Origin of the sequence: Pseudomonas californiensis, assembly GCF_021147775.1 — a bacterium.
GTDB lineage: Bacteria > Pseudomonadota > Gammaproteobacteria > Pseudomonadales > Pseudomonadaceae > Aquipseudomonas > Aquipseudomonas californiensis.
On sequence record NZ_JAGTPK010000048.1, the window covers coordinates 1 to 22530 of the forward strand.

Sequence of the window (22530 nt, forward strand, 5' to 3'; positions counted from 1 at the left end):
CCAGGCCGTCGATGGACTTTCGGAAGTCGACCGGCTTGGGATACAGATACACTTTTTCGACTTTTGCATCGGGTCGCATCATGGCGAACGGGCTCCTGAAGGGAATCGGGAGCACAGCATCCGGTATCAGCTCAGTGGTTTGAATGTGGGGTTCATGGAGCGCTTACAGTATATGAACATTCATCAAAATTCTTCCTGTCAGCTTTAAAGCTATTTAGTGATCACTGGGCTCGTCGAGCGCCTTGTTGAAAGCAGTCAGCAGATCAAAGGCCTGCCCTTTTATTTCCGTCCAGTTGGACATCAACGTTTGAAAACGGGATACAAAACTGACCAGGTACAAACCGTTGTGAATGTTTTTGATACGATCGTAAGAAGAGTCGACCAGTTCTTCCAACAACACCCAAAGACTTTCTATATTACTGACGCCGCTGGCAGCTCCATCAACCCTCGACTTCAAATCCTGCAGAGAGGTTTCAAACGCGGTCAAACTGGCCAATAGCATATTGACGCCCTCAAGGTTCTTTTCGACCTTGCGTTTCTCTTCAATCAAACGGTCTTTCTCTTCGAGTGCCGCCGTCGCCTTGGGCCCATAGATCGATACCGAGATGACACCTGGAATCACGCCCCACCAGAAGCCGATCCACTTGTAGTCGCTGTATTCTTCGTACTCGGCGAGCTTTTGCTCGATACGCTGATTGAGATGAGCAATCTCCTCAGTGAGCCGATTGACTTCAGCCTCAGGACTGCCAGAGCTCACCAACCTGATTTTCAGTGACACGCCAGGCGCAATATCGTCCTTCAGAACACGCTTGAAAGTCGTTACGCCGACCCGGGTAAGGGTGGTACTGGCGCTGTGCTCTTTCACATAGATCTTCAGGTCGTCGACCAGCGCCAGCAGTCCTGGCAGTTTCTTGCGATCACCCTCAACCAGCTCAACAGGCGGCATACGGTCGATCTGCTCAGGGCTCAGGTCGCCAACCTGAAGCGTCTGGTAAGCATCCAGACTTTTGACATACTCGATCATGTGGACCGCGATGGTGATCAGATTGCCGGCAAAAACATATAAGTCGCTGCCCACCTTCTGCATGTTGGTCTCAAGCTCCGTCCATGTTTTGGCATGCGCCTTGATATCAACATGAAGGGCCTGGATGGCCTGTGGTTCCAGCCCTGAAATATCGGTTGCTTCGTAGCCGAGCAGGTACTGGACCTCGTTCAGCTCGGAAGGCAATGCGAGGGCGGTATTGACGTAACGCCGAATACGTCGCACATCCTCAGTGGTAATCAACAAACCGGGGGGCCGTGTCGTATCAGGCTGACTGCCGGCAAGCACATTCATCAGGTCTTTGCTGACGCGACTTATCTCTTCAACACTGTGCGGTTCACCGTCAGTCAATTCCAGCTTTAGTGCAGTTGACATCATAAACTTTCCTGTCCAGTTTTATTGCCCAGGACCGATAAAGCCGGCGCCTGAAAGCCAATAAAAATTAACAGAGCCGAACAGGCCAAAGTAGCGAGCAACACGGACCCAGACTGTAGGAATAAGCAACATATTAGTTGCAGGTAATCCGTGACAGGTCATTTCTCTGCACGGCCTATACCGTATAACAGGAAGGCCACGTACTTAATTAGTTATCTTTTTTCATTACCCACAAAAAAGCCCATGATCACTCATGGGCTTTTGATGTAACGCGGGACGTTACAGGTAGTACGACTTCAGCGGCGGGAAGCCATTGAATTCAACAGCGCTGTAACTGGTGGTGTACGCACCGGTCGACAGCCAGTACATGCGGTCACCGATGGCCAGGTTGAGCGGCAGGCCATACTTGTAGTTTTCGTACATGATGTCAGCGCTGTCGCAGGTCGGGCCGGCGATGACGACTTCTTCCATCTCGCCTTTCTTCTCGGTCCAGATCGGAAACTTGATCGCTTCGTCCATGGTTTCGATCAGGCCGGAGAATTTGCCCACATCGGTGTACACCCAACGCTCGACGGCGGTACGCGATTTGCGCGCAACCAACACGACTTCGCTGACCAGAATACCGGCGTTGGAGATCAGCGAGCGGCCTGGCTCCAGAATGATTTCCGGCAGGTCATCACCGAAGTCTTCCTTCAGGAAGCGGATGATCTCTTCAGCGTAGGTTTCCAGGCTGTTGGTACGGGTGATGTAGTTGGCCGGGAAGCCGCCCCCCATGTTGATCAGTTTGAGAACGATGCCATCTTCTTCTTTCAGGCGCTCGAAGATCACTTTGACCTTGGCGATCGCCGCGTCCCAGACGCTGATGTCGCGCTGCTGCGAACCCACGTGGAACGAGATGCCGTAAGGCACCAGGCCCAGGTCGCGGGCCAGGATCAGCAGGTCCATCGCCATGTCGGTCTGGCAGCCGAATTTACGCGACAGAGGCCAGTCAGCCGTGGTCGAGCCCTCGGTCAGGATACGCACATAGACTTTCGAGCCCGGTGCGGCCTTGGCGATGTTGCGCAGGTCAGCTTCCGAGTCGGTTGCAAACAGGCGTACGCCCTTCTCGAAGAAGTAGCGGATGTCCTTGGATTTCTTGATGGTGTTGCCGTAGCTGATGCGATCCGGGCCAACGCCGCAGCTCATGACCTTGTCCAGCTCATAGATCGACGCGATGTCGAAGCTCGAACCCTTGTCCTTGAGCAGGTTGATGACTTCGACCGCCGGGTTGGCCTTGACGGCGTAGTACACCTTGGCGAATTCGAAACCTGCACGCAGGTCATCGTAAGCCTTGCTGATGATCTGAGTGTCGATCACCACGAACGGGGTTTCTTGCTTGTCAGCGAACGCTTTCATTTTCTGAAAGGTGTCGGCTGAGTAGTAGTCTTCGACCTTGATCGACATGCGTGGGACTCCAATTGGCAAACTGAAAAATCAATGGGTGCAAATGAACGCCCTCCGTATCCCCACTTTGGTTCGCCTACTTCCCAAGGCATGTCGCCGAAAGCAAAAAGGCCACTGAAGGGCTTGCCTTCCTGGCCTTGCTGTCTCGTCGTCAGTACTTGAGCCGGATGGATCGTTTCCAGCATGGACGTTCGGCGCGAACTTTAGGGCGTGAAGGGCCTGAGATCAACTAAAAATGTCGCGTTTCTACACGCGTTCGTCGTAGCCGCTGCACTGGCCTCTTGTGTAACGGACCTATGTGACAGGCTGATGTTCCTCACCCAGGCAATAACTCGACAAAACCAGGCCGTCGTCGATGACTGCACACCCCGTTCAACGCCCTCACAATCCGCCGCCATTCGTGGCTTGCAGTTGCTCAGCCAGCAGCGTGGGGTCAGGGGTGGTAGGGGTAGTCAAGCTGCGCAAAGGGGGTGTCCCAGGAAAACCAGCGCTTCCACGAAAATCCAATCGATCGGGGTTCTCTGATCAAATAGGCCCGCACATAGGCAAAGGGAATGCCGTTGCGCGCAAGAAACAAAGGGGCAATACCCTCCACCTCTCCAAAATAAATTTCGTCCAGCTTTCTCAACCATGGCTGAAAGGGCAGATCGGCTATTTTCAGACGGTCGAACTGCTGCGCTGAAACGGTCATTGCGACGCTTTCAAACTCGGTCGAAAGTTGCGCCACTTGTGCGGTCGCACGACCAGGCATGTCACGCACAATCGCTTCTTTTATACGGGATGGCATCTCTTCAAGAACCGGGCGGGGTCGACGATTTGTCGGGTTGGCCGGGAGAAGCTTTTTGTCCGGCATTTTATTGATCGGAGTTCTTACTGCTCTGCCCGGCCACTTCACCCTACTCATAAACACATGCCCACTTGGATCGCTACGGTTCACAGGATCCCCGACACAGTAGCTATAGGCGTTGAGGCCACCCTTGCCAAACGGACTCAGACTGTCGGGGCTGTTGAAGCGCTTCAGGACGGGGTTGTAAGCCCGGTAACCATTTCCGAGCAAGTAGTGACCGGTGATCGGGTCGAGCGGTTCGCCATTGAAGCCGATCAGGTCAAGGCCCGGCGCAGACGTGTGCCGATGCCCGTAAGGCGTGTAGACCATATCGACTTCCTGACTGGCGTCGCGTGCATGAAGCAGGCTTTTCTGCTGATCAACAGCATTCAATACGACACGCGATTCACCCGCTTCAAGAACACGCTGCGCTACGCAGACATCCCTCGCCTGCATGAGCCTGCTGTGATCCTGCCCCCTCAATTCTGCTGCCAGTTGCTCGCGACAATAAAATCTCTGCGTCATGGCAGGCGCAAGGGCTGCAAGGTGTGCCAGGCGATCCAGCGGATCATATCGATACAGACAAAGGGTGGTCATCTGAAGGGACCCGCTTCAACTCTCCATGGGTTTGAAAACTCTAATCAACCCTCCATTGCCCCGCCACTGACAGTTGTACCAGTAGTAAAAATCACTCAAGCCGCCACACTCATCGCTGAACGCTACCGTCCGCTTGAGGAAAGCACGATGATCCGCTTGATCGCCAGCACACTGTCAACGCGTCCCGCAATTCTGCGGTTCTATCAACGCGACCAACGGGTCCGCTGCGGTTTTTAGTTCCCTACAGACCCAGGAAATTCTTGCCGCAATCCAGTCTGATCAGAGGTTAACCAGGCTCGTCAGTCGTACCGCCACTCCTCGGCGAAAAAACTGAAGGCTGCCGAGGCAGCCTTCAGTTCCAGGCGTAGTCACCTGAGACATGTCATCCAGCAGCGGAGAGCAATCAGACTTGCGCAGCCTGCTCGGCCAGATCAGCCGGCGAAACAATGCTGGTTTTCATGCCGCGCGAACGGCCCGAACTCAAGTAAGCCGCAATGGACTCCTGGGTGACTTCGCCGAGGAACACGTTCTCGGCATCCAGTACCGGCAGCCACGAACGATTGAACTCGTACATGCGCGACAGCAGGATGCGCAGGTGTTCGTCGTAGGCTGCGGTGGCATTGAACTCGCGCAGGAATTGCAGGCAGTCGCCGGTCTGACGATGCAGGTCACGGCGACGCACATAACCCATGGCCTTGTTCTCGCTGTCGGTGACAACGATATAGCGACGGTCGTTTTCGTCCATCACTTCCAGCGCATCGGCGACTGGGGTTTCCGGGCTGACCGAAGGCGCGTTGTCCGCCGCGTCCTCGGCCTTGACCAGCAACAGGCGCTTGAGTGTGCTGTCCTGACCAACGAAGCTGCTGACGAACTCGTCCGCCGGGTGTGCCAGCAACGTGTCCGGGTGGTCGATCTGCAGCAGCTTGCCGCCACGGAAGATGGCAATCTTGTCGCCCAGCTTGATCGCTTCGTCGATGTCGTGGCTGACCATGATCACGGTCTTGTTCAGCGCCCGTTGCATCTCGAAGAACTCGTTCTGGATCATCTCGCGGTTGATCGGGTCGACTGCACCGAAAGGCTCATCCATCAGCAACAGAGGTGCGTCAGCCGCCAAGGCCCGGATTACGCCGATACGCTGTTGCTGACCGCCGGACAGTTCACGCGGATAGCGGTGCAGATACTGCTTGGGCTCAAGCTTGATCATGCTCATCAGTTCGCGTGCACGGTCGTGGCAACGCTTGGCGTCCCAACCCAGCAGCTTGGGCACGACCACGATATTTTCTTCGATGGTCATGTTAGGGAACAGACCGATCTGCTGAATTACGTAGCCGATATTGCGACGCAGAGTCACTTCGTCCAGATCGGTGGTGTCTTCGCCATTGATCAGCACCTTGCCGGAAGTCGGCACGATCAGACGGTTGATCATCTTCAAGGTGGTGCTCTTGCCGCAACCCGATGGGCCGAGAAAGACGCAGATTTCACCTTCGTTGACCGTGAGGCTGACCGAGTCGACAGCCTTCACTTCTTTGCCGTTGCTCTGGAAAGTCTTGGAGAGGTTCTGTAGTTCGATCATTTCAGGAGTCCTTTTGGAGTCAGCGTGCGTTGCAGCCATTGCAGGAGAAGGTCAGCGACGATGGCCAGAATACTGACCAGTACCGCGCCGACGATCAGCATCGACATATCGCTGCGGCTGATTGAAGCGAGAATAAGTACACCCAGACCACCGGCACCGATGGTCGCGGCGATGGTCATGACACCAATGTTCATCACCACGGCGGTGCGCACACCGGCGAGGATGACGGGCACCGCGATGGGCAACTCGACCATGCGCAGGCGCTGGCCGAAGGTCATGCCGATGCCCTTGGCGGCTTCACGAATACCTGGCTCCACCCCGGTCAGGGCGAGGTAGGTATTGCGCATGATCGGCAACAGGGAATAAAGGAACACTGCGGTAATGGCGGGCATCGGGCCAAGGCCCTGGCCGAACTTGGAGTAGAACGGCAGCAGCAGACCGAACAGGGCAATCGAAGGCACTGTCAGCAGCACAGTAGCGCTGGCCTGCAGTGGACCGGCCAATGACGGAAAGCGCGTCATCAGCACGCCCAGCGGCACGCCGACCAGAATGGCCAGGGTCACTGCGATGCCGACCAGCGTGATGTGCTGCCAGGTCAAATGCATGACCTGTGCCCAATCCAGATGGGAGAAGGCGCTCAAGAAACTCATATCGTCTCCTTCCTTAGTTAAGTGGGTGCTGGCGCAGGAAATCTGCGGCAACCGAGGATGGGCTTTCATGGCCGACATCGACGCGAGCGTTGAGGTCGATCATGGTCTGGTTGTCCAGCAGGTCAGCCAGTGGCTTGAGCAGCGTGGCGATTTCCGGGTGGGCATCCAGGTATTCCTGACGGATAACCGGGGCGGCCGTGTAGTCCGGGAAGTAGTGTTTGTCGTCTTCCAGCACCTTGAGCTTGAAGGCATTCAGGCGACCGTCTGTGGTGTAGACCAGACCGGCAAAAACCTGACCATTGCGCAAGGCGGTGTAGACCAGACCGGCATCCATCTGCCGAGTATTTTCGCGACCAAGATTCATGTCGTAATGCTTGACCATGCCGATTAGGCCGTCAGAACGGTTGGCGAATTCGGTGTCCAGCGCTACGACATGACCCTCTTTGGCCTCATCCTTGAGCACCTTGGTCAGGTCGCTCATGGTGTTGACCTGCGGGTACTTGTCAGCAACTTTCTGCGGCAACGCCAGCGCATAGGTGTTGTTGAACTTCGACGGTGAAAGCCAGGCCAGGCCTTTCTTCGCGTCGACTTCTTTTACCCGTGCGTAGGTCTGTGCACTGTCTAGCTTTTCATCGATGTGGTTATAAGCAACCAGCGACACGCCGGTGTACTCCCACAACAGATCAAGCTGACCGCTTTCCTGTGCGCTGCGGGCCAGGTTACTGCCCAGGCCGCCAGTGATCTGCACGTTGTAGTTCTTGGTACGCAGGTATTGCGCGGTCAGTTCAGCCAGCATGGTCTGCTCGGTGAAGACACGAGCGCCGATGCGCAGCAGCGGTTTTTCCGCCGCCTGGGCAAATACCGGAAACAGCAAGGCAAAGCCTAAAAACAAGCATATCTTTTTCATGAGGTTTCCTTCGCTCAGCGAGCCAGGCCGCGTTCCAGCCACAGACGACTGGCGAGTGTCACCAGGCCATCGAGCAACAGCGCCAGCAAAGCAGTACAGGCAGCGCCCAGCACCAGTTGCGGCTGATTGTTCAGGGCGATGCCCGGGAAGATCAGGCTGCCGAGGCTGTTGGCGCCGATCAGAAACGCCAACGGAGCGGTCCCGACGTTGATCGCCAGCGCGACACGCACACCGCCGACAATGATCGGCACGGCGTTGGGCAGTTCCACGCGCCACAGCACCTGACGCGGCGTCATGCCGATGCCGACTGCGGCTTCCTTGAGCGACCCCTGGACGTTTTTAAGGCCTTCATAGGTGTTGCGCACGATGGGCAACAACGAGGCGAGGAACAGCGCGAAGATCGCAGGCCCGCTGCCAATCCCGAGAATACCGAGGGCAATGGCCAGAACGGCGAGAGGAGGAACGGTGTTGCCAATGTTGAAGATCTGCATGAAGCGTTCGGCGCGGCCAACCATACTGGGTCGGCTGAGGGCAATGCCTGCGGGAATCCCGACCACCAGGGCCGCCAGCATTGAAGCCAGCACCAGAATCAGGTGAGCCTGCAGATAGAAGAGCAGATCATCCTGGTATTGCTTGATTGTACTTATGCCGATCCAGTGGATCAGCAGGGCCAGGAGTGCGATAACAACCGCACCTCCCAATAGCCCCTTGCCATAGCGATTTGCCACGGGCGGACTCCTTATTTCAGTCGGCGAACGCGTTGACTAAAACGCCCAGAGGGGGCGTAACAATAACGTTCGCGAAGAGCAGCGGGTGGGTCGCCGGAAAGGGTTTAACCTCGGCGAAAACACAAGCCATGAGCGCAGCTTCGTCAAGCTAACGTGCTGATTTATCAGCCCTGTCATAACCTGTTACAGGGGAGTGGACGCCTCCACAACCAGAAAGGTTCCCACGCGAGACATTATCTGGCCACCCCAAATCGACTGAACGGTTCGGTTATTGCCCCGATTTGAGCTATAATCTGCGCCCTTTTTTTAATCCTATTCCAGGCGATTTCCCATGACCCAACAGGCCGCCGAAGTCGCGAAACGCCGCACTTTCGCCATTATTTCCCACCCCGACGCCGGTAAAACCACCATCACGGAAAAACTCCTGCTGATGGGCAAGGCCATTTCGATCGCCGGTACGGTCAAATCGCGTAAATCCGACCGTCACGCGACCTCCGACTGGATGGAAATGGAGAAACAACGCGGCATCTCCATCACCACCTCCGTCATGCAGTTCCCGTATCGCGATCACATGATCAACCTGCTCGACACCCCGGGTCACGAAGACTTCTCCGAAGACACCTACCGCACCTTGACGGCAGTGGACTCGGCATTGATGGTTCTCGACGGCGGCAAGGGTGTAGAGCCACGCACCATTGCGCTGATGGACGTCTGCCGTCTGCGCGACACACCGATTGTCAGCTTCATCAACAAGCTCGACCGTGATATCCGCGACCCGATCGAACTGCTCGACGAAATCGAAGCGGTCCTCAAGATCAAGGCTGCGCCTATTACCTGGCCGATTGGCTGCTACCGCGATTTCAAGGGCGTCTATCACCTGGCCGACGACTACATCATCGTCTACACCGCTGGCCACGGGCACGAGCGCACCGAAACCAGGATCATCCAGAACCTGGATTCCGACGAAGCCCGCGCCCACCTTGGTGACGAGTACGACCGTTTTGTCGAGCAACTGGAACTGGTGCAAGGCGCCTGCCACGAATTCAACCAGCAGGAGTTCATCGATGGTCACCTGACCCCGGTGTTCTTCGGTACCGCATTGGGCAACTTCGGCGTCGATCACGTACTCGATGCCGTGGTGAACTGGGCGCCGATGCCCTTGGCGCGTGTCGCCAACGAGCGCACGGTCGAGCCGGAAGAAGAGAAGTTCAGCGGCTTCGTGTTCAAGATCCAGGCAAACATGGACCCCAAGCACCGCGACCGCATTGCCTTCATGCGCATCTGCTCGGGCCGTTACGACAAGGGCATGAAAATGCGCCACGTGCGGTTGGGCAAGGACGTGCGGATCGGCGACGCACTGACCTTCTTCTCCTCGGAACGTGAGCAACTGGAAGAGGCCTATGCCGGTGACATCATCGGTCTGCATAACCACGGCACGATCCAGATCGGCGACACCTTCACTGAAGGCGAAGGCCTCGGCTTCACCGGCATCCCGCACTTCGCACCGGAACTGTTCCGTCGCGTGCGCCTGAAGGATCCGCTCAAGTCCAAGCAGTTGCGTCAGGGCCTTCAGCAGTTGGCCGAAGAAGGCGCCACGCAGGTGTTCTTCCCGCAGCGCAGCAACGACATCATTCTGGGTGCCGTTGGTGTGCTGCAGTTTGACGTGGTCGCCAGCCGCCTGAAGGAAGAGTACAAGGTCGAATGCGCCTACGAGCCGATCACCGTCTGGTCAGCCCGCTGGATCGAATGCGCCGACAAGAAGAAGCTCGAAGAGTTTGAAAACAAGGCGGTGGAAAACCTGGCGCTGGACGGTGGCGGTCACCTGACCTACCTGGCCCCGACCCGCGTCAATCTGGCGCTGATGGAAGAGCGCTGGCCTGACGTGAAATTCCGCGCTACCCGCGAGCATCACTGACAGTTTGCGCGGCACTCTCGCCAGAAGCGCGAGGGTGCTGCGCGCTGTATCACCGTTTCAGTGCGCAGATCAATGCGCATAATCCCTCAGCTTCTCCTGCATGAAATCCAGAAAACACTGAATCCTCAGCGCCAGTTGCGAGTTGCGGTAATACACCGCATTGATCGGCTGTCGATAGCCGCTGTTGGCCTCGCCCAGCAGACTGACGAACCGCCCTTCGCGCAGGTCTTCATGGGTCATGAAGTCTGACAGGCAGGCAATACCCACGCCCTCCAGTGCCAGATGACGCAACGTGTCGCCGCTGGACGCAGACAGCGCTGGTTTGATTGGCAACCGGTCGCCTTCGGCATGGCGCAACGGCCACTGGTTGAGCACATCGACCTGCGTGAACCCCAACAGCGTATGCCGCGCGAGATCTTCAACGGTCCGCGGCGTACCGTGACGCGCCAGATAAGCAGGGCTCGCGACAATGTTCAGCAGGCAACTGCCCAGGGACCGCGCATGCAGCGTCGAATCGGGCAGCGCGCCGAGGCGGATCGCAATGTCGGTGCTCTGCTCCAGCAGGTCGATGAACCAGTCATCGCTGTTGAGCTCGAGCTGGATATCCGGGTAGCGCTGACGAAACTCCGCCACGTGCGGGACCACTGAATGCAGCATGAATGGCGATGCGGCGTTGACTCGCAAGCGGCCGGCGGGCGTCTGCCGGGACGAGGTCAGGTGTTCTTCCAGGCTTTCCATTTGCTCAAGAATGTCGCGGGCACGCACCAGAAAAAACTTGCCCTCCTCGGTCAGGTCCATCCGCCGTGTGGTGCGGTTGATCAGCGTGGTTTCGAGCTTGGCCTCAAGCCGCGAAAGCGTGCGGCTGACGCCCGAGGGTGTCTGCCCCATCTTTTCGGCAGCAGCAGAGATCGAGCCGCTTTCGATAACCGAGACAAACACCTGCAACTCATCGGACCTGGCTTTCACTGTTGTCCCCTGTTCAAAAGTCAGAGGATATAGCTGTGTTGCAGGCAAAGGACAGCTTGCGGTGTGGAATCCATAGTCCCAAACGGCGAAAACAAAAACCATACAGGTCAGCCGGGACACGCTGTCTTGCTCGCGAGCTGCCGGGCACCGGCAGCAAGGCTTCCATGCGTGACTTCAGACAGCAAACACCTTGGCCAGGTGCGCTTCGTAGCGTTGGACGTCGCCTTCGACATTGGGCATTTTCATGACGTCGACGGCCAGAAAGGTCGGCAGCGCGGTCATGCCAAGAAACTCGTTGGCCTTGTGAAACGGAAAGTACACCGCGTCCACGCCTTTGGCTTCGAAAAAGTCGGACGGGTCGTCAAAGGCTTGCTGCGGCGCGTTCCAGGTCGCAGAAATCATGTATTGCTTACCGTGCAGCAAACCGCCGCTGCCGTACTTCTGTGAGGCATCGGAACGGGTACGGCCATCATTGGCGTACAGGCTGCCATGGCCTTCGGTGAACACTTCGTCAATGTACTTCTTCACGGTCCACGGCGCGCCCATCCACCAGCCGGGCATCTGCCAGACAATCACATCGGCCCAGAGAAACTTCTGCACTTCTTCTGCAACGTCGTAACCGCCGTCGATGAAGGTCTCCTTCACATCAAAACCTGCTCGGTCCATGAACGCCACACCGGCTTCGTGCAAGGTCGCGTTATAGCGGCCATCAGAGTGGGCGAACTGTTTACCGCCGTTCAGGAACAATACTTTTTTCATGCTGACCTCTCGATGTTCAACCCGCCGCGCCAGTGGCAAACGCGGGTGACATTCATTAATGGATGGACCAAGCATAATGAGAAGCCGTCGGATGAATAAGCCGAGGACGGGCAAAATACATTTGCTTTAAAAGCACGAATCGATGCGCCATTGTTGACTTAAAGTAACCGCTTACGCATTCGAGGCAGCTATCAATGAACAACCTGCACGGCTTTATCCTTCATGCCCAGACCCGCCCTGAAAAGTCGGCCGAGTTCGAGGCCCTGTTCAGTGACTACGTGGCTGCCAGCCGCAGCGAGCCTGGGTGCATCGAGTACCACATGCTGCGCGATCAGCAAGACCCGACGCTGTTCATCTTCTTCGAAATCTGGGCGTCGAAGGCCCACTTGGATGTGCATTCGAACTTGCCGCACATGACGCAGTTCTTCGAGAACCGCATGGAGTACCTGACTCGCGACTTCGACATCCGACGCATCGACATGGTCAGCCCGCCATCAGCAGGTGCAGCCCCAGCAGCCCCATCCCTATAAAAAACACGCGTTTGAACAACATGGCGCTGATGCGCTGGCGCAGCCATTGGCCGAGTACCATGCCCAGCAGCGCGGGTGCCAATGCCAACAGCGAGGCGCCCAATTCAGCCCCGCCGAGGCTACCCCGCCAGAGCAGACCAATTGCCAGCGCCAGTGTCGAGACGGTGAACGACAAGCCCAGCGCCTGCACCAGTTGATTACGCTCAAGCCCCAACGCTTGCAGGTAAGGCACCGCCGGTATCACGAACACGCCAGTGGCCGAGGCGATGACACCGGTAATGAAACCGCACAGCGGTCCCAGCCAACGCTCGGTGCCTGACGTCACGGCAAATGTCGGTAAAAACAGACCGCTCAGCGCGTACAGCAACAAGGCCCCGCCCAACGCCCGCGTCATCCCGTGGCCACCGCTCAGCCCCAACCAGAAAGACCCTGCGCAGGTGCCGATGAAAATCATCGTCAACATCGGCCACAGCCGTTGCAACAGCGGCCGCAACGCCCCGCCATTTGCCAACTGCCAAAGATTGGTAAAGGTCGAGGGGATGATCAGCAACGCCGCTGCCTGCGCCGGCAACATAGCCAGCCCCAGCAAGCCCATGGCAACGGTCGGCAAGCCCAGACCGATCACACCCTTGACCGTTCCGGCCAGCAGAAACGTACCGACAACCAGTGCCGACAGGCCCCAGCCGAGCGTGTGATAGAAATCGAAGAATGTATTCATACGTCAATCATGCCGCCGCCGAGGGCCCTTGAAAATCTGGCATATACTGAGCCAGCCTCAGGTATAGACAGAGGCACCTGACTCCGACGCACTGGCGAAGCCCCGTATGCATTTTGACCTGACTGATCTGCGCCTGTTTTTAAACGTGATGGACACCGGCAACATCACAGCTGCTGCTGCACGCAGCCACCTGTCTCTGGCCTCGGCCAGCGCGCGTATCCGTGCCATGGAAGCGTCGTTGCACGCGCCTTTGCTGGAGCGTGGACGACGTGGCGTGACACCGGCGCCTGCCGGCAAGGCGCTGGCCCAGCATGCACGGGTCATCCTGCAACAGGTCGAGCGCATGCAGTTTGACTTGGCCGAGTACGCCAAGGGGTTCAAGGGTCAGGTCCGGATGCTGTGCAACACCTCGACACTCAGCGAGCATCTGCCGGAGCGGCTGGCCGATTTTCTCGTGGCCCATCCCCATATTGATATCGACCTGCAGGAGCAGCCCAGCCTGCGCATTCTGCATGCCTTGCGGCACGGCACCGCCGATATCGGCATCGTGTCCGATGCCGTGGATGCCAGCGATCTGCAAACCCGTGCCTTTGGTGACGATCCACTGACGCTGGTAATGCCGTTCGACCATCCGTTGAGCGGTTCATCAACACTGAGCTTTTCCCAGACGCTGGACCATGAGTTCGTCGGCATGGCCGCCAGCAGTGCATTGGGTATCTATCTCGAAGAGCAGGCGCTGCACGCGGGCAAGCGCTTGCGTATCAGGGTGCGGGCCGAAGGGTTCGATGGCGTGTTGCGCATGGTCGCCCACGGTGCTGGCCTGGGTATCGTGCCGCAGGCAGCAGTAGATCGCTGGGCCGGGGCGCAAGGTTTTGCCGCGATCCGCCTGAGCGATGCCTGGGCCGACCGCAAACTGTTGCTCTGCGCTGCGGACTTCGCAGCCCTGCCCGGCTACGCCAGCGCATTGCTGCAAGCCTTGAGTCCTGGCGAGTAGCTTTGGGTAAAGCGAGTTGCGTTGAGTAAAGCGAGTCAGGCCTGACTGGCGTTACGCTCACGCAGGTAGGCGAGCACTTCCACCTGGTTACCCGCAAACTCGATGCGTGCAGCCTTGGCTTCACGCTGGTAGGCATACATCGGGTCGTAATACTCGCCGAGCAGGCCTTCGATCCAGCCTCGATGCAACTCGACATCCCCACTGCGCAGTTGCTGGTCGAGCGCAGCTTCCATCAGCGTCAACAGGCGCTTATGACGCTCACCACCCAAACGCTTGTGGATGTTGTTCAGACTCTGCAACAGGCGTTCGGCAAACTGGCTGAAACCGCTCTCCTCACCTTTGACGCTGATGAACTCAGCGCACAGGTTGATCACGTAATCGTTGAGAATCCGCTCGACGCGGTTCTCGAAACTGTCTTCCAGCCACACCATCGGGCAGTCCTGCATCGCCTGATGCAGCTCCAGCGGCACGTTGCAGCTGCCGACCAGCCGGCTCTCGTCTTCCAGCACGAACTGGATGTTGCCTGCAGCCCGTTTTTTCAGCAGGTCGATGGCCAGGCGGTTTTCAAAATCGATCTGTGCCGGCTGTCCGGTGGCACGCTTGCCGAAGCTGGAGCCTCGGTGATTGGCGATACCTTCGAGGTCCAGGCTGTTGGGCAATTGCACCAGCACTTCGGTCTTGCCGGTGCCGGTCATGCCGCCCAGTACCACCAGGCCGCATTCGGTCACGGCCTCATGAAGGGTGTCGAGCAAAAAGGTGCGCATGGCCTTGTAGCCGCCCAGGATGCGCGGGTAATCGACACCGGCGTCCTTCAGCCAACGCTGGACAGTCTGCGAACGCAGGCCGCCTCGAAAGCAATACAGGTAGCCGTTGGGATTAGCTTTGGCGAACGCCAGCCACGCCTCGACGCGCGCGTCCTTGACCGGCCCGCACACCAGTTGATGGCCCAGTTGAATCGCGGCGTCCTGGCCGTGCTGCTTGTAGCAGGTACCGACTTTCTGCCGCTCGGTGTCGGTCATCAACGGCAGGTTGACCACGCCGGGAAACGCGCCCTTGAAAAATTCAACCGGCGCGCGGGCATCCATCATGGGCACATCATTGAGAAACAGGTTGCGGTAATCACTGCTGTTGTCGGCCATCAGAACACCTCGACGGCGTGGGCCTGTCGCTCGACCAGTGTGCCGATCGGCGTCAACAGCAGGCCCAGTTCGGCGGCAACGGTGAGAAACTCGCTTTCGCCCTCAGGGCTGACCGCGACCAGCAAGCCGCCGCTGGTCTGTGGATCGCACAGCAAGTCGCGCTGGGCATCGGTCAGCGGGGCGATTCTGTCGCCATAGCTTTCGAAGTTGCGCAACGTGCCGCCCGGCACACAGCCTTCGGCAATGTAATGCTCGACGCCCGGCAAACGCGGCACCGCGCAGTAGTCGAGCCGCGCGGTAAGACCGGCACCGTCAGCCATTTCCACCAGATGCCCCAACAGACCGAAGCCGGTGACATCGGTCATCGCATCGACGCCAGCCAGCTTGCCAAAGCGGCTGCCGGGCTTGTTCAGGGTGCACATCCAGTCACGCGCCAGACCGATGTCTTCTTCACGCAACTTCGATTTCTTTTCGGCCGTGGTCAGGATGCCGATGCCCAACGGTTTGGTCAGGTACAAGGTGCACCCGGCACGTGCCGTATCGTTGCGCTTCATGTGTTTTTTCTGCACGACGCCGGTCACCGCCAGACCGAATATCGGCTCCGGTGCGTCGATGGAATGGCCGCCGGCCAGTGGAATACCGGCGGCGTCACACACGGCGCGACCGCCACGAATCACTTCGCGCGCCACCTCGGGCGGCAACACATTGACCGGCCAGCCAAGAATGGCGATGGCCATCAGCGGGTCACCGCCCATCGCGTAGATATCGCTGATCGCATTGGTGGCGGCGATGCGACCAAAATCAAACGGATCATCAACGATCGGCATGAAGAAATCAGTGGTCGACACCACGCCGCGCTCGTCGTCCAGTGCATAGACGGCGGCATCGTCCCGCGATGCATTGCCGACCCAGAGGTTGGGGTCGAGGTTTTGCGCGCCGCTGCCAGCCAGGATCACGTCCAGCACCTTGGGGGAAATCTTGCAGCCACACCCTGCTCCGTGACTGTACTGGGTCAGGCGGATTGGCTCACTCATCGCAATTCTCTCGGTCGCTGGGAAACAGGCTGCGGAGTCTAGGGTCTGTTGCCGTTTGAGCGCAAACCGTAGCGCCGTTCGGTCATGCGCGCCGAACAACCGGTGTGCCGAACTGGTCTTTCTTGTCGCGCCTCCTATAATCGCGCGCTCCAGTACCGAATTCATCGAAGCGCGCCTGCTCGTTCAGGGCCGCTTTGTCTGCTGCCTTTTCCGTCATAGACCCGGAGCACTCCATGTTCAAGCGTACCCTGGCACTCGCTGCCAGCCTTGCCCTGTCCTTTTACGCGCTGACCAGCCATGCCGCCGACACGCTGCGTGTCTCGGCCATCCCCGACGAAGCGCCTACCGAACTGCTGCGCAAGTTCAAGCCGCTGGGCGCCTATCTGGAGCAGCGCCTGGGCATGAAAGTCGAGTTCGTGCCGGTCGCTGACTACCCGGCCGTGGTCGAAGCACTGGCCACGGATCGTCTGGACATGGCCTGGCTGGGCGGTTTCACCTTCGTGCAGGTCAACCTCAAGACCGGCAATGCACTGCCGTTGGTTCAGCGTGAGCAGGACGCCCAGTTCACCAGCAAATTCATCACCTCCGACCCGAGCGTGAAATCGCTGGCCGACCTCAAAGGCAAGACGTTCGCCTTCGGCTCGGTGTCGTCCACCTCGGGTAGCCTGATGCCGCGCTATTTCATGCTCAAGGAAGACATCAAGCCCGAGACTTTCTTCAGCCGCGTTGCCTACTCGGGCGCGCATGATGCAACTGCTGCATGGGTTCAGGCAGGCAAGGTCGATGCGGGCGTGCTGAATGCCAGTGTGTGGGACAAGCTGGTCGCCAGCGGCAAGGTCGACACCGGCAAAGTACGGGTCTTCGCCACGACTCCAACCTACTTCGATTACAACTGGACAGTACGCGGCACGCTGGATCCGGCGTTGGCGCAGAAGATCAAGCAGGCGTTCCTCGATCTGGACCCGGCCAACCCGGAGCAAAAGGCAATTCTCGATTTGCAGGCCGCCAGCCGCTTTATCGAGACCAGGCCTGAGAACTACAAAGGCATCGAAGAAGCTGCGCGTGCGGCCGACCTGTTGAAATGACACTGCGTCTGTCCGCCATCGATGTGCGCCACAGCAACGGCACGCTGGCGCTGCGTGGCATTGAGCTGAGCATTGCACAGGGCGAACGGGTGGCAATCATCGGGCCGTCCGGTGCGGGCAAGACAACCTTGCTCAACCTGTTGGCCAGCGCCCTGCCGCCCAGTGCCGGGCAACTGGACGTGCTGGGAGCAAATCCCTGGCAACTGTCCAGCGGGCAGAGGCAACGCCTGCGCAGTCGCATTGCACTGATTCATCAGGCCCCGCCGCTACCGCCCCGGCAGCGGGTTGTCACCGCAGTGCTGGCTGGCAAACTCGGTCAGTGGGGGCTGGGCAAAAGCCTGCTGAACCTGTTGCATCCGCTGGATGTGCCCGGTGCACGTGACGTGCTGAGCCGTCTGGACCTGGCAGACAAGCTGTTCGTTCGTTGTCAGCAGTTGTCCGGCGGCCAGTTGCAGCGGGTGGGCATTGCCCGCGCGCTGTATCAGGCACCCGAGCTTCTGCTGGCCGATGAACCGGTGTCGGCCATGGACCCGCGTCTGGCGGAGCACACGCTGGCACTGATGTGTCAGCACGCGGTCGAGCAGCGCGTCACGCTGGTCGCCAGCCTGCATGCGGTGGAACTGGCGCTGGCGCACTTTCCACGCATCATCGGCGTGCGAGACGGCCGGATTCATTTCGACCTGACAGCCAAGGACATCAACCAGCAGCATCTGGATACGCTGTATGCCAATGAACAGCTGAGTACGCCGCCAGCCAGCGCCAAGGCGGACATCGGCTGGACGTCTCGATGCTGAGTCGTGACCGGCGCGACCCGGCCGCCGTGCCGCGCCTGTTGCTGGCGCTGCTGGCCGTTGCATTGCTCTGGCCGGGCATTCGACTGGCCGAGCTGAACCCTGCGGTTCTGCTGCAAGCGGAAAACGCCCGAACGATGGGCGGCTTTCTGGCTGACTTCTGGCCACCCGCACATTCCGCCGAGTTTCTCTCGCTGCTGCTGGACGCCACCCTGCAAACCCTGGCCATCGCCACCGCAGGCATGGCGCTGGCGATGCTGTTCGCGGTACCGGCCAGCCTGCTGGCCAGCAAAGCACTGTCGCTGTCGGCGGCCTCGCGTGGTGGTCGTCCCGGTTGGCCGGGGCAATGCCTGCGCTGGCCGGTGCGCGGTCTGTTGATCTTCTTGCGCAGCGTGCCGGAAATCGTCTGGGCACTGCTGTTCGTCCGCGCAGTCGGTCTGGGGCCTACCGCCGGGGTGCTGGCCATCGCCATTACCTACGCAGGCATGCTCGGCAAAGTCTACGCCGAGATCTTTGAGTCGGTAGACCAGCGCCCGGCCCGCGCCCTGATGCAAGCGGGCAGCGGACGTCTGGCTGCGCTGGCCTACGGCATCCTGCCCAACGCTGCGGCGGAGCTGACCTCATATACCGTCTACCGCTGGGAATGTGCGGTGCGAGCGTCGGTGGTGATGGGTTTTGTCGGCGCGGGCGGCCTGGGTCAACAGATCGACCTGTCGATGCGCATGTTTGCCGGTGCTGAAGTGGCGAGCATGTTGCTGACCTTTCTGGTGCTGGTGCTGCTGGCCGATCAACTCAGTCGCTTGCTGCGCGGGAGGCTGACATGAGGCGCGCAGGCAACCTGCTGCTGGTGCTGGTCATCTTCGCGGCGGTCATCGGCTCGTTTGTGTACCTGGGTATGGACCTGCTGACCCTCAGCAGTCACGACAGCCTGACCCAGATGGGCCGCTATGCGCTGCGGTTCATGAGCCCGGACCTGAGCAGCGGGCATTTGCAGGCGATTGGCAAAGGCGCGCTGGAAACGTTAGCCATGTCGGCACTCGGTACACTGCTGGCGGCCATCGTCGGTCTGCTGCTGGCGCTGCCTGCGGCGGGGCGACTGGGCTGGCCGTTGCGCAGTGTCAGCCGCCTGCTGCTCAACGCCCTGCGCGCCATCCCTGAACTGGTATGGGCAGTGCTGATGGTGCTCGCCGCAGGGCTTGGCCCCAACGCGGGCACCCTTGCGCTGGCGTTGCACACCACTGGGGTGCTGGGCCGGTTGTTTGCCGAGGCACTGGAAAACACTGCGCCCGAACCCGCCGCTGCTATCCGCTTGCAGGGTGGCAGTGCCTGGCAGGCGTTCTGTTACGGCACGTTGCCCAATCTCTGGCCGCAGTTGCTGGCGTACACCCTGTATCGCTGGGAAAACAACATTCGCATGGCCAGCGTACTCGGCTTCGTCGGTGCAGGCGGGCTGGGGCAGATGCTGTATTTCAGCCTCAGCCTGTTTCAGGAGGCGCAGGCCAGCACGGTCATTCTGGCGATGCTGGTGCTGGTCTTTGCCGTTGATGCGCTGAGTGGCTGGAGCCGCCACCGCTGGGTCCGTCAATGAAGGATGCTGCGCAAACAAAAACGCCGCCGCACTGAAAAACAGTGCGGCGGCGTAGCCAATCAGGCGACTCAGTAGCCCAGTGACAATCCCGTGTTGCGACGCGGGTCGTTGGCGCCGTAGAAACGGTTATTGCCCACCGGCTTGCCTTCCAGCGAAGGCGCACCGACCAGGATGGCCGCCACGTGGTTCATCGGCTGTGGGCCGGCAAATTTGTGCCCCCAGCTTTCGAGGATTTTCAGCGTGTCGGGGCTGACCGCGAACTTATCGATATTGGTCGTCTCAGGCTGCCACTGCTGATGAAAACGCGGCGCATCCACGGCCTCCTGAATGTTCATGCCGTAGTCGATGACGTTGAGCATGGTCAGCAAGGTCGCGGTAATAATGCGGCTGCCGCCCGGCGTACCGACCACCATGACGGTCTTGCCGTCCTTGGTGACAATGGTCGGGCTCATCGACGACAGTGGCGTCTTGCCCGGCGCGATGGCATTGGCTTCGCCCTGCACCAGCCCGTACATGTTGGGCACGCCCACCTTCACCGTGAAATCGTCCATCTCGTCATTGAGGATGACCCCGGTTTTGCTGGCCATGACACCGGCACCGAACCAGTTGTTGAGGGTGTAGGTCACCGATACTGCGTTGCCCCACTTGTCGACGATCGAATAATGCGTGGTGTTGCTGCCTTCATGAGGTGCAACGCCCGGCTTGATAGCGTTGGAGTCACCCGCTTTCTGCGGCTCGATGGCGGCACGCAGCTTGGCCGCGTAATCGCGATTGAGCAGGTGCTCGACCGGGTTCTTGACGAAGTCCGGGTCGCCCAGGTAGCTGTTGCGGTCGACATACGCGTGACGCATGGCTTCGATCTGATAGTGCATACCCTGCGCTGAGCGGAAGCCCAGCTCTTTCATCGGGTAGCCTTCGAGGATGTTCAGGACCTGGCAGATCACCACGCCGCCAGAGCTCGGTGGCGGTGCCGACACGACGTGATAGCCGCGATAATCGCACTCGACCGGCGCCAGCTCACGCGTTTTGTAATGATCAAGGTCGGCCTGGGTAATAATGCCCTTGCCCGCCTGGCTTGAATCGACCAGCGCCTTGGCGACCCAGCCCTTGTAGAACCCGTCGTTGCCTTTGCTGGATATCTCGCGCAGGGTCTTGGCCAGGTCTTTCTGCACCAGCTTCTGTCCGACTTTCATCGGTTCGCCTTTGCTGAGAAAGATCGAACCGGAGTCGGCCATATCGGCCTTGAACACATCCGTGGCGGAAGAGAGCATGTCCACGTCACCCTGCTGCAACGCAAAGCCTTCCTCGGCCAGTTTGATGGCGGGGGCAATCACTTCCTGACGCTTGCGGGTACCGTACTTGTTCAGTGCCATTTCCATGCCGGACACGGTGCCCGGTACGCCCACGGCCAGATGGCCCTTGGCGCTCAGGTCCGGGATGACATTGCCATCCTTGTCCAGATACATGTCCGCGGTGGCGGCCAATGGTGCCTTTTCCCGGAAATCGAGAAAGGTCTTGCGCCCGTCAGCGAGCTGGATGGTCATGAAACCACCCCCGCCCAGATTGCCGGCCGCCGGGTAGACCACCGCCAGCGCATAACCGACTGCAACGGCCGCATCCACGGCGTTGCCCCCTTTCTTCAGGACATCGACGCCCACGTGGGTGGCCAGATGCTGGGCGGTCACGACCATGCCGTTTTCAGCGGCAACGGGTGCCTGTGACGCAGCAAAAACAGGGGAATACGCAACGATCAGTGCCGTCGCTATCAGCGACTTGGCGAGGGGTTCGAACTTCATGGTCGGTCTCTTCTTTTTTGAGTCAGGGACGTTTGACAGATCCTTGCCCATGCTTCGGGCAAGCGGTACTGCACTACCGCCTCAAGGCGTAACCGGCATCCTTGCGGTGGTCGAACCAGAACAAAGTAGCGGGTCGAGACGTGATTACCTAATGTAAAAATGCAGATACGCACCCGCACAAGATCGGGACGAAATGATGGCTTTTTGCTGATCTGCAACGTTCGTTACGTTAATGGGATAAGATCGCGCCACACAATGAGAATCATCCCCATAAACGTTATCAACCTGTCCGGCAGGAAACTCCCGATGTGCGCTTCAATTCAGCCCCATCCTGCGCCACGTATTCTGGTCGTGGACGATCACCGCAAGATTCGCGACCCGCTGGCGGTCTATCTTCGACGTCATCTGTTTGAAGTGCGCACGGCCGAGGACGCTGCAGGCATGTGGCAGTTGTTGAAGCAGCAGGCGTTCGATGTGGTGGTGCTGGATGTGATGCTGCCGGACGGCGACGGGTTCGAACTGTGCAATCGCCTGCATCGACGCGAGAACATTCCGGTCATCCTGCTCACCGCACGTGACACGTCTGCCGACCGGGTTCGCGGGCTGGACATTGGCGCAGACGACTACGTCACCAAACCGTTCGAGCCCCGCGAGCTGGTAGCGCGTATCAACAGCGTGCTGCGCAGACGCGGAAACGTCAGAACCGAGCCTGACTCAGCCGTCGTCAGCGAAGCGGTTGTCTCCACAAAACGTCTGGCATTTGCCGGCTTGAGCTTCGCCAGCAGCACCGGAACCCTGATACGTCGCGATGGCACGACGGTCAAACTCAGTACCGTGGAGGGCCGTCTGCTGGGCGTGCTGCTCGATCAACCCAATACTATCCTCAGCCGCCAGCGCCTGATCGACCTGACCGCCCGCCCCGGCACTGAGGTCTACGACCGCGCCATTGATCGGCAGATCAGCCGCCTGCGGCGCAAGCTCGACGACAACCCTGTCGATCCCGAACTGTTGCGCACGATCTGGGGCGACGGCTATCTGTTGGCGGCGACTGTAACCTTGCTCAACGCATGAAAG

Annotated in this window: 23 protein-coding genes; 10 read left to right on the plus strand and 13 right to left on the minus strand. The window is 59.1% G+C overall.

What is annotated here, in order from left to right; genetic code table 11:
* The coding region (locus KDX37_RS26540) for a hypothetical protein (RefSeq protein WP_231656210.1) at nt 1–208 on the plus strand (208 nt) is incomplete at its 5' end.
* Nucleotides 209–214: 6 nt separating this feature from the next.
* Here the strand turns inward: KDX37_RS26540 and KDX37_RS26545 are convergent.
* The 3 genes from KDX37_RS26545 to KDX37_RS26555 form a co-directional block, all read right to left on the minus strand.
* A complete protein-coding gene (locus KDX37_RS26545) occupies nt 215–1417 on the minus strand; it encodes an alpha-xenorhabdolysin family binary toxin subunit A (RefSeq protein WP_231656211.1) in 1203 nt (400 codons plus the stop codon).
* A 279-nt stretch (nt 1418–1696) separates the two neighbouring features.
* Entirely contained in the window at nt 1697–2860 is a 1164-nt protein-coding gene (locus KDX37_RS26550; RefSeq protein ID WP_231656212.1) for a type III PLP-dependent enzyme, read from the minus strand.
* A gap of 433 nt (nt 2861–3293) precedes the next feature.
* A complete protein-coding gene (locus KDX37_RS26555) occupies nt 3294–4016 on the minus strand; it encodes an RHS repeat-associated core domain-containing protein (protein WP_231656213.1) in 723 nt (240 codons plus the stop codon).
* A 27-nt stretch (nt 4017–4043) separates the two neighbouring features.
* Here KDX37_RS26555 and KDX37_RS26560 point away from each other — a divergent pair, with 27 nt between their 5' ends.
* Nucleotides 4044–4520 carry a hypothetical protein gene (locus KDX37_RS26560; RefSeq protein ID WP_231656214.1) on the plus strand — a complete coding sequence of 159 codons (477 nt, stop codon included), beginning with the start codon at nt 4044–4046 and terminating at the stop codon, nt 4518–4520.
* 166 nt (nt 4521–4686) lie between these two features.
* Here KDX37_RS26560 and KDX37_RS26565 read toward each other — a convergent pair whose 3' ends face one another.
* From KDX37_RS26565 to KDX37_RS26580, 4 genes are read right to left on the minus strand one after another with little or no spacing between them, the layout of a single operon-like run.
* Entirely contained in the window at nt 4687–5856 is a 1170-nt protein-coding gene (locus KDX37_RS26565; RefSeq protein WP_231656215.1) for an osmoprotectant ABC transporter ATP-binding protein OsmV, read from the minus strand.
* Nucleotides 5853–6506, minus strand: a complete 654-nt coding sequence (locus KDX37_RS26570; RefSeq protein ID WP_231656216.1) for an ABC transporter permease — start codon at nt 6504–6506, stop codon at nt 5853–5855. Before KDX37_RS26570 ends, KDX37_RS26565 begins: the two co-directional genes overlap by 4 nt.
* A 13-nt stretch (nt 6507–6519) precedes the next feature.
* The gene (locus KDX37_RS26575) at nt 6520–7413 is read right to left on the minus strand and encodes a glycine betaine ABC transporter substrate-binding protein (protein ID WP_231656217.1); all 894 of its coding nucleotides are present in this window, start codon (nt 7411–7413) and stop codon (nt 6520–6522) included.
* Nucleotides 7414–7427: 14 nt separating this feature from the next.
* Nucleotides 7428–8141, minus strand: coding sequence for an ABC transporter permease (locus tag KDX37_RS26580; protein WP_231656218.1), 714 nt, complete (start codon nt 8139–8141; stop codon nt 7428–7430).
* A 331-nt stretch (nt 8142–8472) separates the two neighbouring features.
* Between KDX37_RS26580 and KDX37_RS26585 the strand changes: the two genes are divergently transcribed.
* Nucleotides 8473–10056: a peptide chain release factor 3 gene (locus KDX37_RS26585; RefSeq protein ID WP_231656219.1), complete on the plus strand. Its 1584-nt coding sequence runs from the start codon at nt 8473–8475 to the stop codon at nt 10054–10056.
* A gap of 69 nt (nt 10057–10125) precedes the next feature.
* Here the strand turns inward: KDX37_RS26585 and KDX37_RS26590 are convergent, their stop codons facing one another.
* Together KDX37_RS26590 and KDX37_RS26595 are read right to left on the minus strand one after the other, a co-directional pair.
* Nucleotides 10126–11022 (minus strand): LysR substrate-binding domain-containing protein, encoded by an 897-nt coding sequence (locus KDX37_RS26590; protein WP_231656220.1) that lies wholly within the window; start codon nt 11020–11022, stop codon nt 10126–10128.
* Nucleotides 11023–11196: 174 nt separating this feature from the next.
* Complete coding sequence (locus KDX37_RS26595) at nt 11197–11781, minus strand: NAD(P)H-dependent oxidoreductase (RefSeq protein WP_231656221.1); 585 nt, start codon at nt 11779–11781, stop codon at nt 11197–11199.
* A 194-nt stretch (nt 11782–11975) separates the two neighbouring features.
* Here KDX37_RS26595 and KDX37_RS26600 point away from each other — a divergent pair, with 194 nt between their 5' ends.
* Complete coding sequence (locus tag KDX37_RS26600) at nt 11976–12311, plus strand: putative quinol monooxygenase (RefSeq protein WP_231656222.1); 336 nt, start codon at nt 11976–11978, stop codon at nt 12309–12311.
* On the opposite strand, the gene KDX37_RS26605 is transcribed toward KDX37_RS26600, so the two are convergent.
* Entirely contained in the window at nt 12265–13029 is a 765-nt protein-coding gene (locus tag KDX37_RS26605; RefSeq protein WP_231656223.1) for a sulfite exporter TauE/SafE family protein, read from the minus strand. The genes KDX37_RS26600 and KDX37_RS26605 overlap by 47 nt on opposite strands.
* Nucleotides 13030–13135: 106 nt before the next feature.
* On the opposite strand from KDX37_RS26605, the gene KDX37_RS26610 reads away from it, so the two are divergent.
* Entirely contained in the window at nt 13136–14023 is an 888-nt protein-coding gene (locus KDX37_RS26610) for a LysR family transcriptional regulator (RefSeq protein WP_231656224.1), read from the plus strand.
* A 35-nt stretch (nt 14024–14058) separates the two neighbouring features.
* Here the strand turns inward: KDX37_RS26610 and mnmH are convergent, their stop codons facing one another.
* Both mnmH and selD read right to left on the minus strand, forming a co-directional pair.
* Nucleotides 14059–15162: a tRNA 2-selenouridine(34) synthase MnmH gene (gene mnmH, locus KDX37_RS26615; RefSeq protein ID WP_231656225.1), complete on the minus strand. Its 1104-nt coding sequence runs from the start codon at nt 15160–15162 to the stop codon at nt 14059–14061.
* Nucleotides 15162–16196: a selenide, water dikinase SelD gene (gene selD, locus KDX37_RS26620; protein WP_231656226.1), complete on the minus strand. Its 1035-nt coding sequence runs from the start codon at nt 16194–16196 to the stop codon at nt 15162–15164. Before selD ends, mnmH begins: the two co-directional genes overlap by 1 nt.
* A 233-nt stretch (nt 16197–16429) precedes the next feature.
* On the opposite strand from selD, the gene KDX37_RS26625 reads away from it, so the two are divergent.
* Genes KDX37_RS26625 through phnE form a run of 4 tightly spaced genes read left to right on the plus strand, consistent with a single transcriptional unit; the run spans nt 16430 to nt 19660 of the window.
* Entirely contained in the window at nt 16430–17281 is an 852-nt protein-coding gene (locus tag KDX37_RS26625; RefSeq protein ID WP_231656227.1) for a putative selenate ABC transporter substrate-binding protein, read from the plus strand.
* Nucleotides 17278–18075, plus strand: a complete 798-nt coding sequence (locus tag KDX37_RS26630; protein ID WP_231656228.1) for a phosphonate ABC transporter ATP-binding protein — start codon at nt 17278–17280, stop codon at nt 18073–18075. Before KDX37_RS26625 ends, KDX37_RS26630 begins: the two co-directional genes overlap by 4 nt.
* Nucleotides 18069–18896, plus strand: a complete 828-nt coding sequence (locus tag KDX37_RS26635) for a PhnE/PtxC family ABC transporter permease (protein WP_231656229.1) — start codon at nt 18069–18071, stop codon at nt 18894–18896. The genes KDX37_RS26630 and KDX37_RS26635 overlap by 7 nt, the downstream gene beginning before the upstream one ends.
* The gene (gene phnE / locus KDX37_RS26640) at nt 18893–19660 is read left to right on the plus strand and encodes a phosphonate ABC transporter, permease protein PhnE (protein ID WP_231656230.1); all 768 of its coding nucleotides are present in this window, start codon (nt 18893–18895) and stop codon (nt 19658–19660) included. The genes KDX37_RS26635 and phnE overlap by 4 nt, the downstream gene beginning before the upstream one ends.
* A 68-nt stretch (nt 19661–19728) precedes the next feature.
* On the opposite strand, the gene ggt is transcribed toward phnE, so the two are convergent.
* Nucleotides 19729–21456 carry a gamma-glutamyltransferase gene (ggt, locus tag KDX37_RS26645; RefSeq protein ID WP_231656231.1) on the minus strand — a complete coding sequence of 576 codons (1728 nt, stop codon included), beginning with the start codon at nt 21454–21456 and terminating at the stop codon, nt 19729–19731.
* Between the two features lie 306 nt (nt 21457–21762).
* Between ggt and KDX37_RS26650 the strand changes: the two genes are divergently transcribed.
* A complete protein-coding gene (locus KDX37_RS26650; RefSeq protein ID WP_231656232.1) occupies nt 21763–22527 on the plus strand; it encodes a response regulator transcription factor in 765 nt (254 codons plus the stop codon).
* Nucleotides 22528–22530 lie beyond the last annotated feature (3 nt).

What these genes read in the sequence shown, in the direction of transcription:
- KDX37_RS26545 (WP_231656211.1), bottom strand. Translation starts at nt 1,417, where the DNA reads ATGTCAACTGCACTAAAGCTGGAATTGACTGACGGTGAACCGCACAGT.
- KDX37_RS26550 (WP_231656212.1), bottom strand. Translation starts at nt 2,860, where the DNA reads ATGTCGATCAAGGTCGAAGACTACTACTCAGCCGACACCTTTCAGAAA.
- KDX37_RS26555 (WP_231656213.1), bottom strand. Translation starts at nt 4,016, where the DNA reads ATGGTCTACACGCCTTACGGGCATCGGCACACGTCTGCGCCGGGCCTT.
- KDX37_RS26560 (WP_231656214.1), top strand. Translation starts at nt 4,044, where the DNA reads ATGAAGCAGGCTTTTCTGCTGATCAACAGCATTCAATACGACACGCGA.
- KDX37_RS26565 (WP_231656215.1), bottom strand. Translation starts at nt 5,856, where the DNA reads ATGATCGAACTACAGAACCTCTCCAAGACTTTCCAGAGCAACGGCAAA.
- KDX37_RS26570 (WP_231656216.1), bottom strand. Translation starts at nt 6,506, where the DNA reads ATGAGTTTCTTGAGCGCCTTCTCCCATCTGGATTGGGCACAGGTCATG.
- KDX37_RS26575 (WP_231656217.1), bottom strand. Translation starts at nt 7,413, where the DNA reads ATGAAAAAGATATGCTTGTTTTTAGGCTTTGCCTTGCTGTTTCCGGTA.
- KDX37_RS26585 (WP_231656219.1), top strand. Translation starts at nt 8,473, where the DNA reads ATGACCCAACAGGCCGCCGAAGTCGCGAAACGCCGCACTTTCGCCATT.
- KDX37_RS26595 (WP_231656221.1), bottom strand. Translation starts at nt 11,781, where the DNA reads ATGAAAAAAGTATTGTTCCTGAACGGCGGTAAACAGTTCGCCCACTCT.
- KDX37_RS26600 (WP_231656222.1), top strand. Translation starts at nt 11,976, where the DNA reads ATGAACAACCTGCACGGCTTTATCCTTCATGCCCAGACCCGCCCTGAA.
- KDX37_RS26605 (WP_231656223.1), bottom strand. Translation starts at nt 13,029, where the DNA reads ATGAATACATTCTTCGATTTCTATCACACGCTCGGCTGGGGCCTGTCG.
- KDX37_RS26610 (WP_231656224.1), top strand. Translation starts at nt 13,136, where the DNA reads ATGCATTTTGACCTGACTGATCTGCGCCTGTTTTTAAACGTGATGGAC.
- mnmH (WP_231656225.1), bottom strand. Translation starts at nt 15,162, where the DNA reads ATGGCCGACAACAGCAGTGATTACCGCAACCTGTTTCTCAATGATGTG.
- selD (WP_231656226.1), bottom strand. Translation starts at nt 16,196, where the DNA reads ATGAGTGAGCCAATCCGCCTGACCCAGTACAGTCACGGAGCAGGGTGT.
- KDX37_RS26625 (WP_231656227.1), top strand. Translation starts at nt 16,430, where the DNA reads ATGTTCAAGCGTACCCTGGCACTCGCTGCCAGCCTTGCCCTGTCCTTT.
- KDX37_RS26630 (WP_231656228.1), top strand. Translation starts at nt 17,278, where the DNA reads ATGACACTGCGTCTGTCCGCCATCGATGTGCGCCACAGCAACGGCACG.
- KDX37_RS26635 (WP_231656229.1), top strand. Translation starts at nt 18,069, where the DNA reads ATGCTGAGTCGTGACCGGCGCGACCCGGCCGCCGTGCCGCGCCTGTTG.
- phnE (WP_231656230.1), top strand. Translation starts at nt 18,893, where the DNA reads ATGAGGCGCGCAGGCAACCTGCTGCTGGTGCTGGTCATCTTCGCGGCG.
- ggt (WP_231656231.1), bottom strand. Translation starts at nt 21,456, where the DNA reads ATGAAGTTCGAACCCCTCGCCAAGTCGCTGATAGCGACGGCACTGATC.
- KDX37_RS26650 (WP_231656232.1), top strand. Translation starts at nt 21,763, where the DNA reads ATGTGCGCTTCAATTCAGCCCCATCCTGCGCCACGTATTCTGGTCGTG.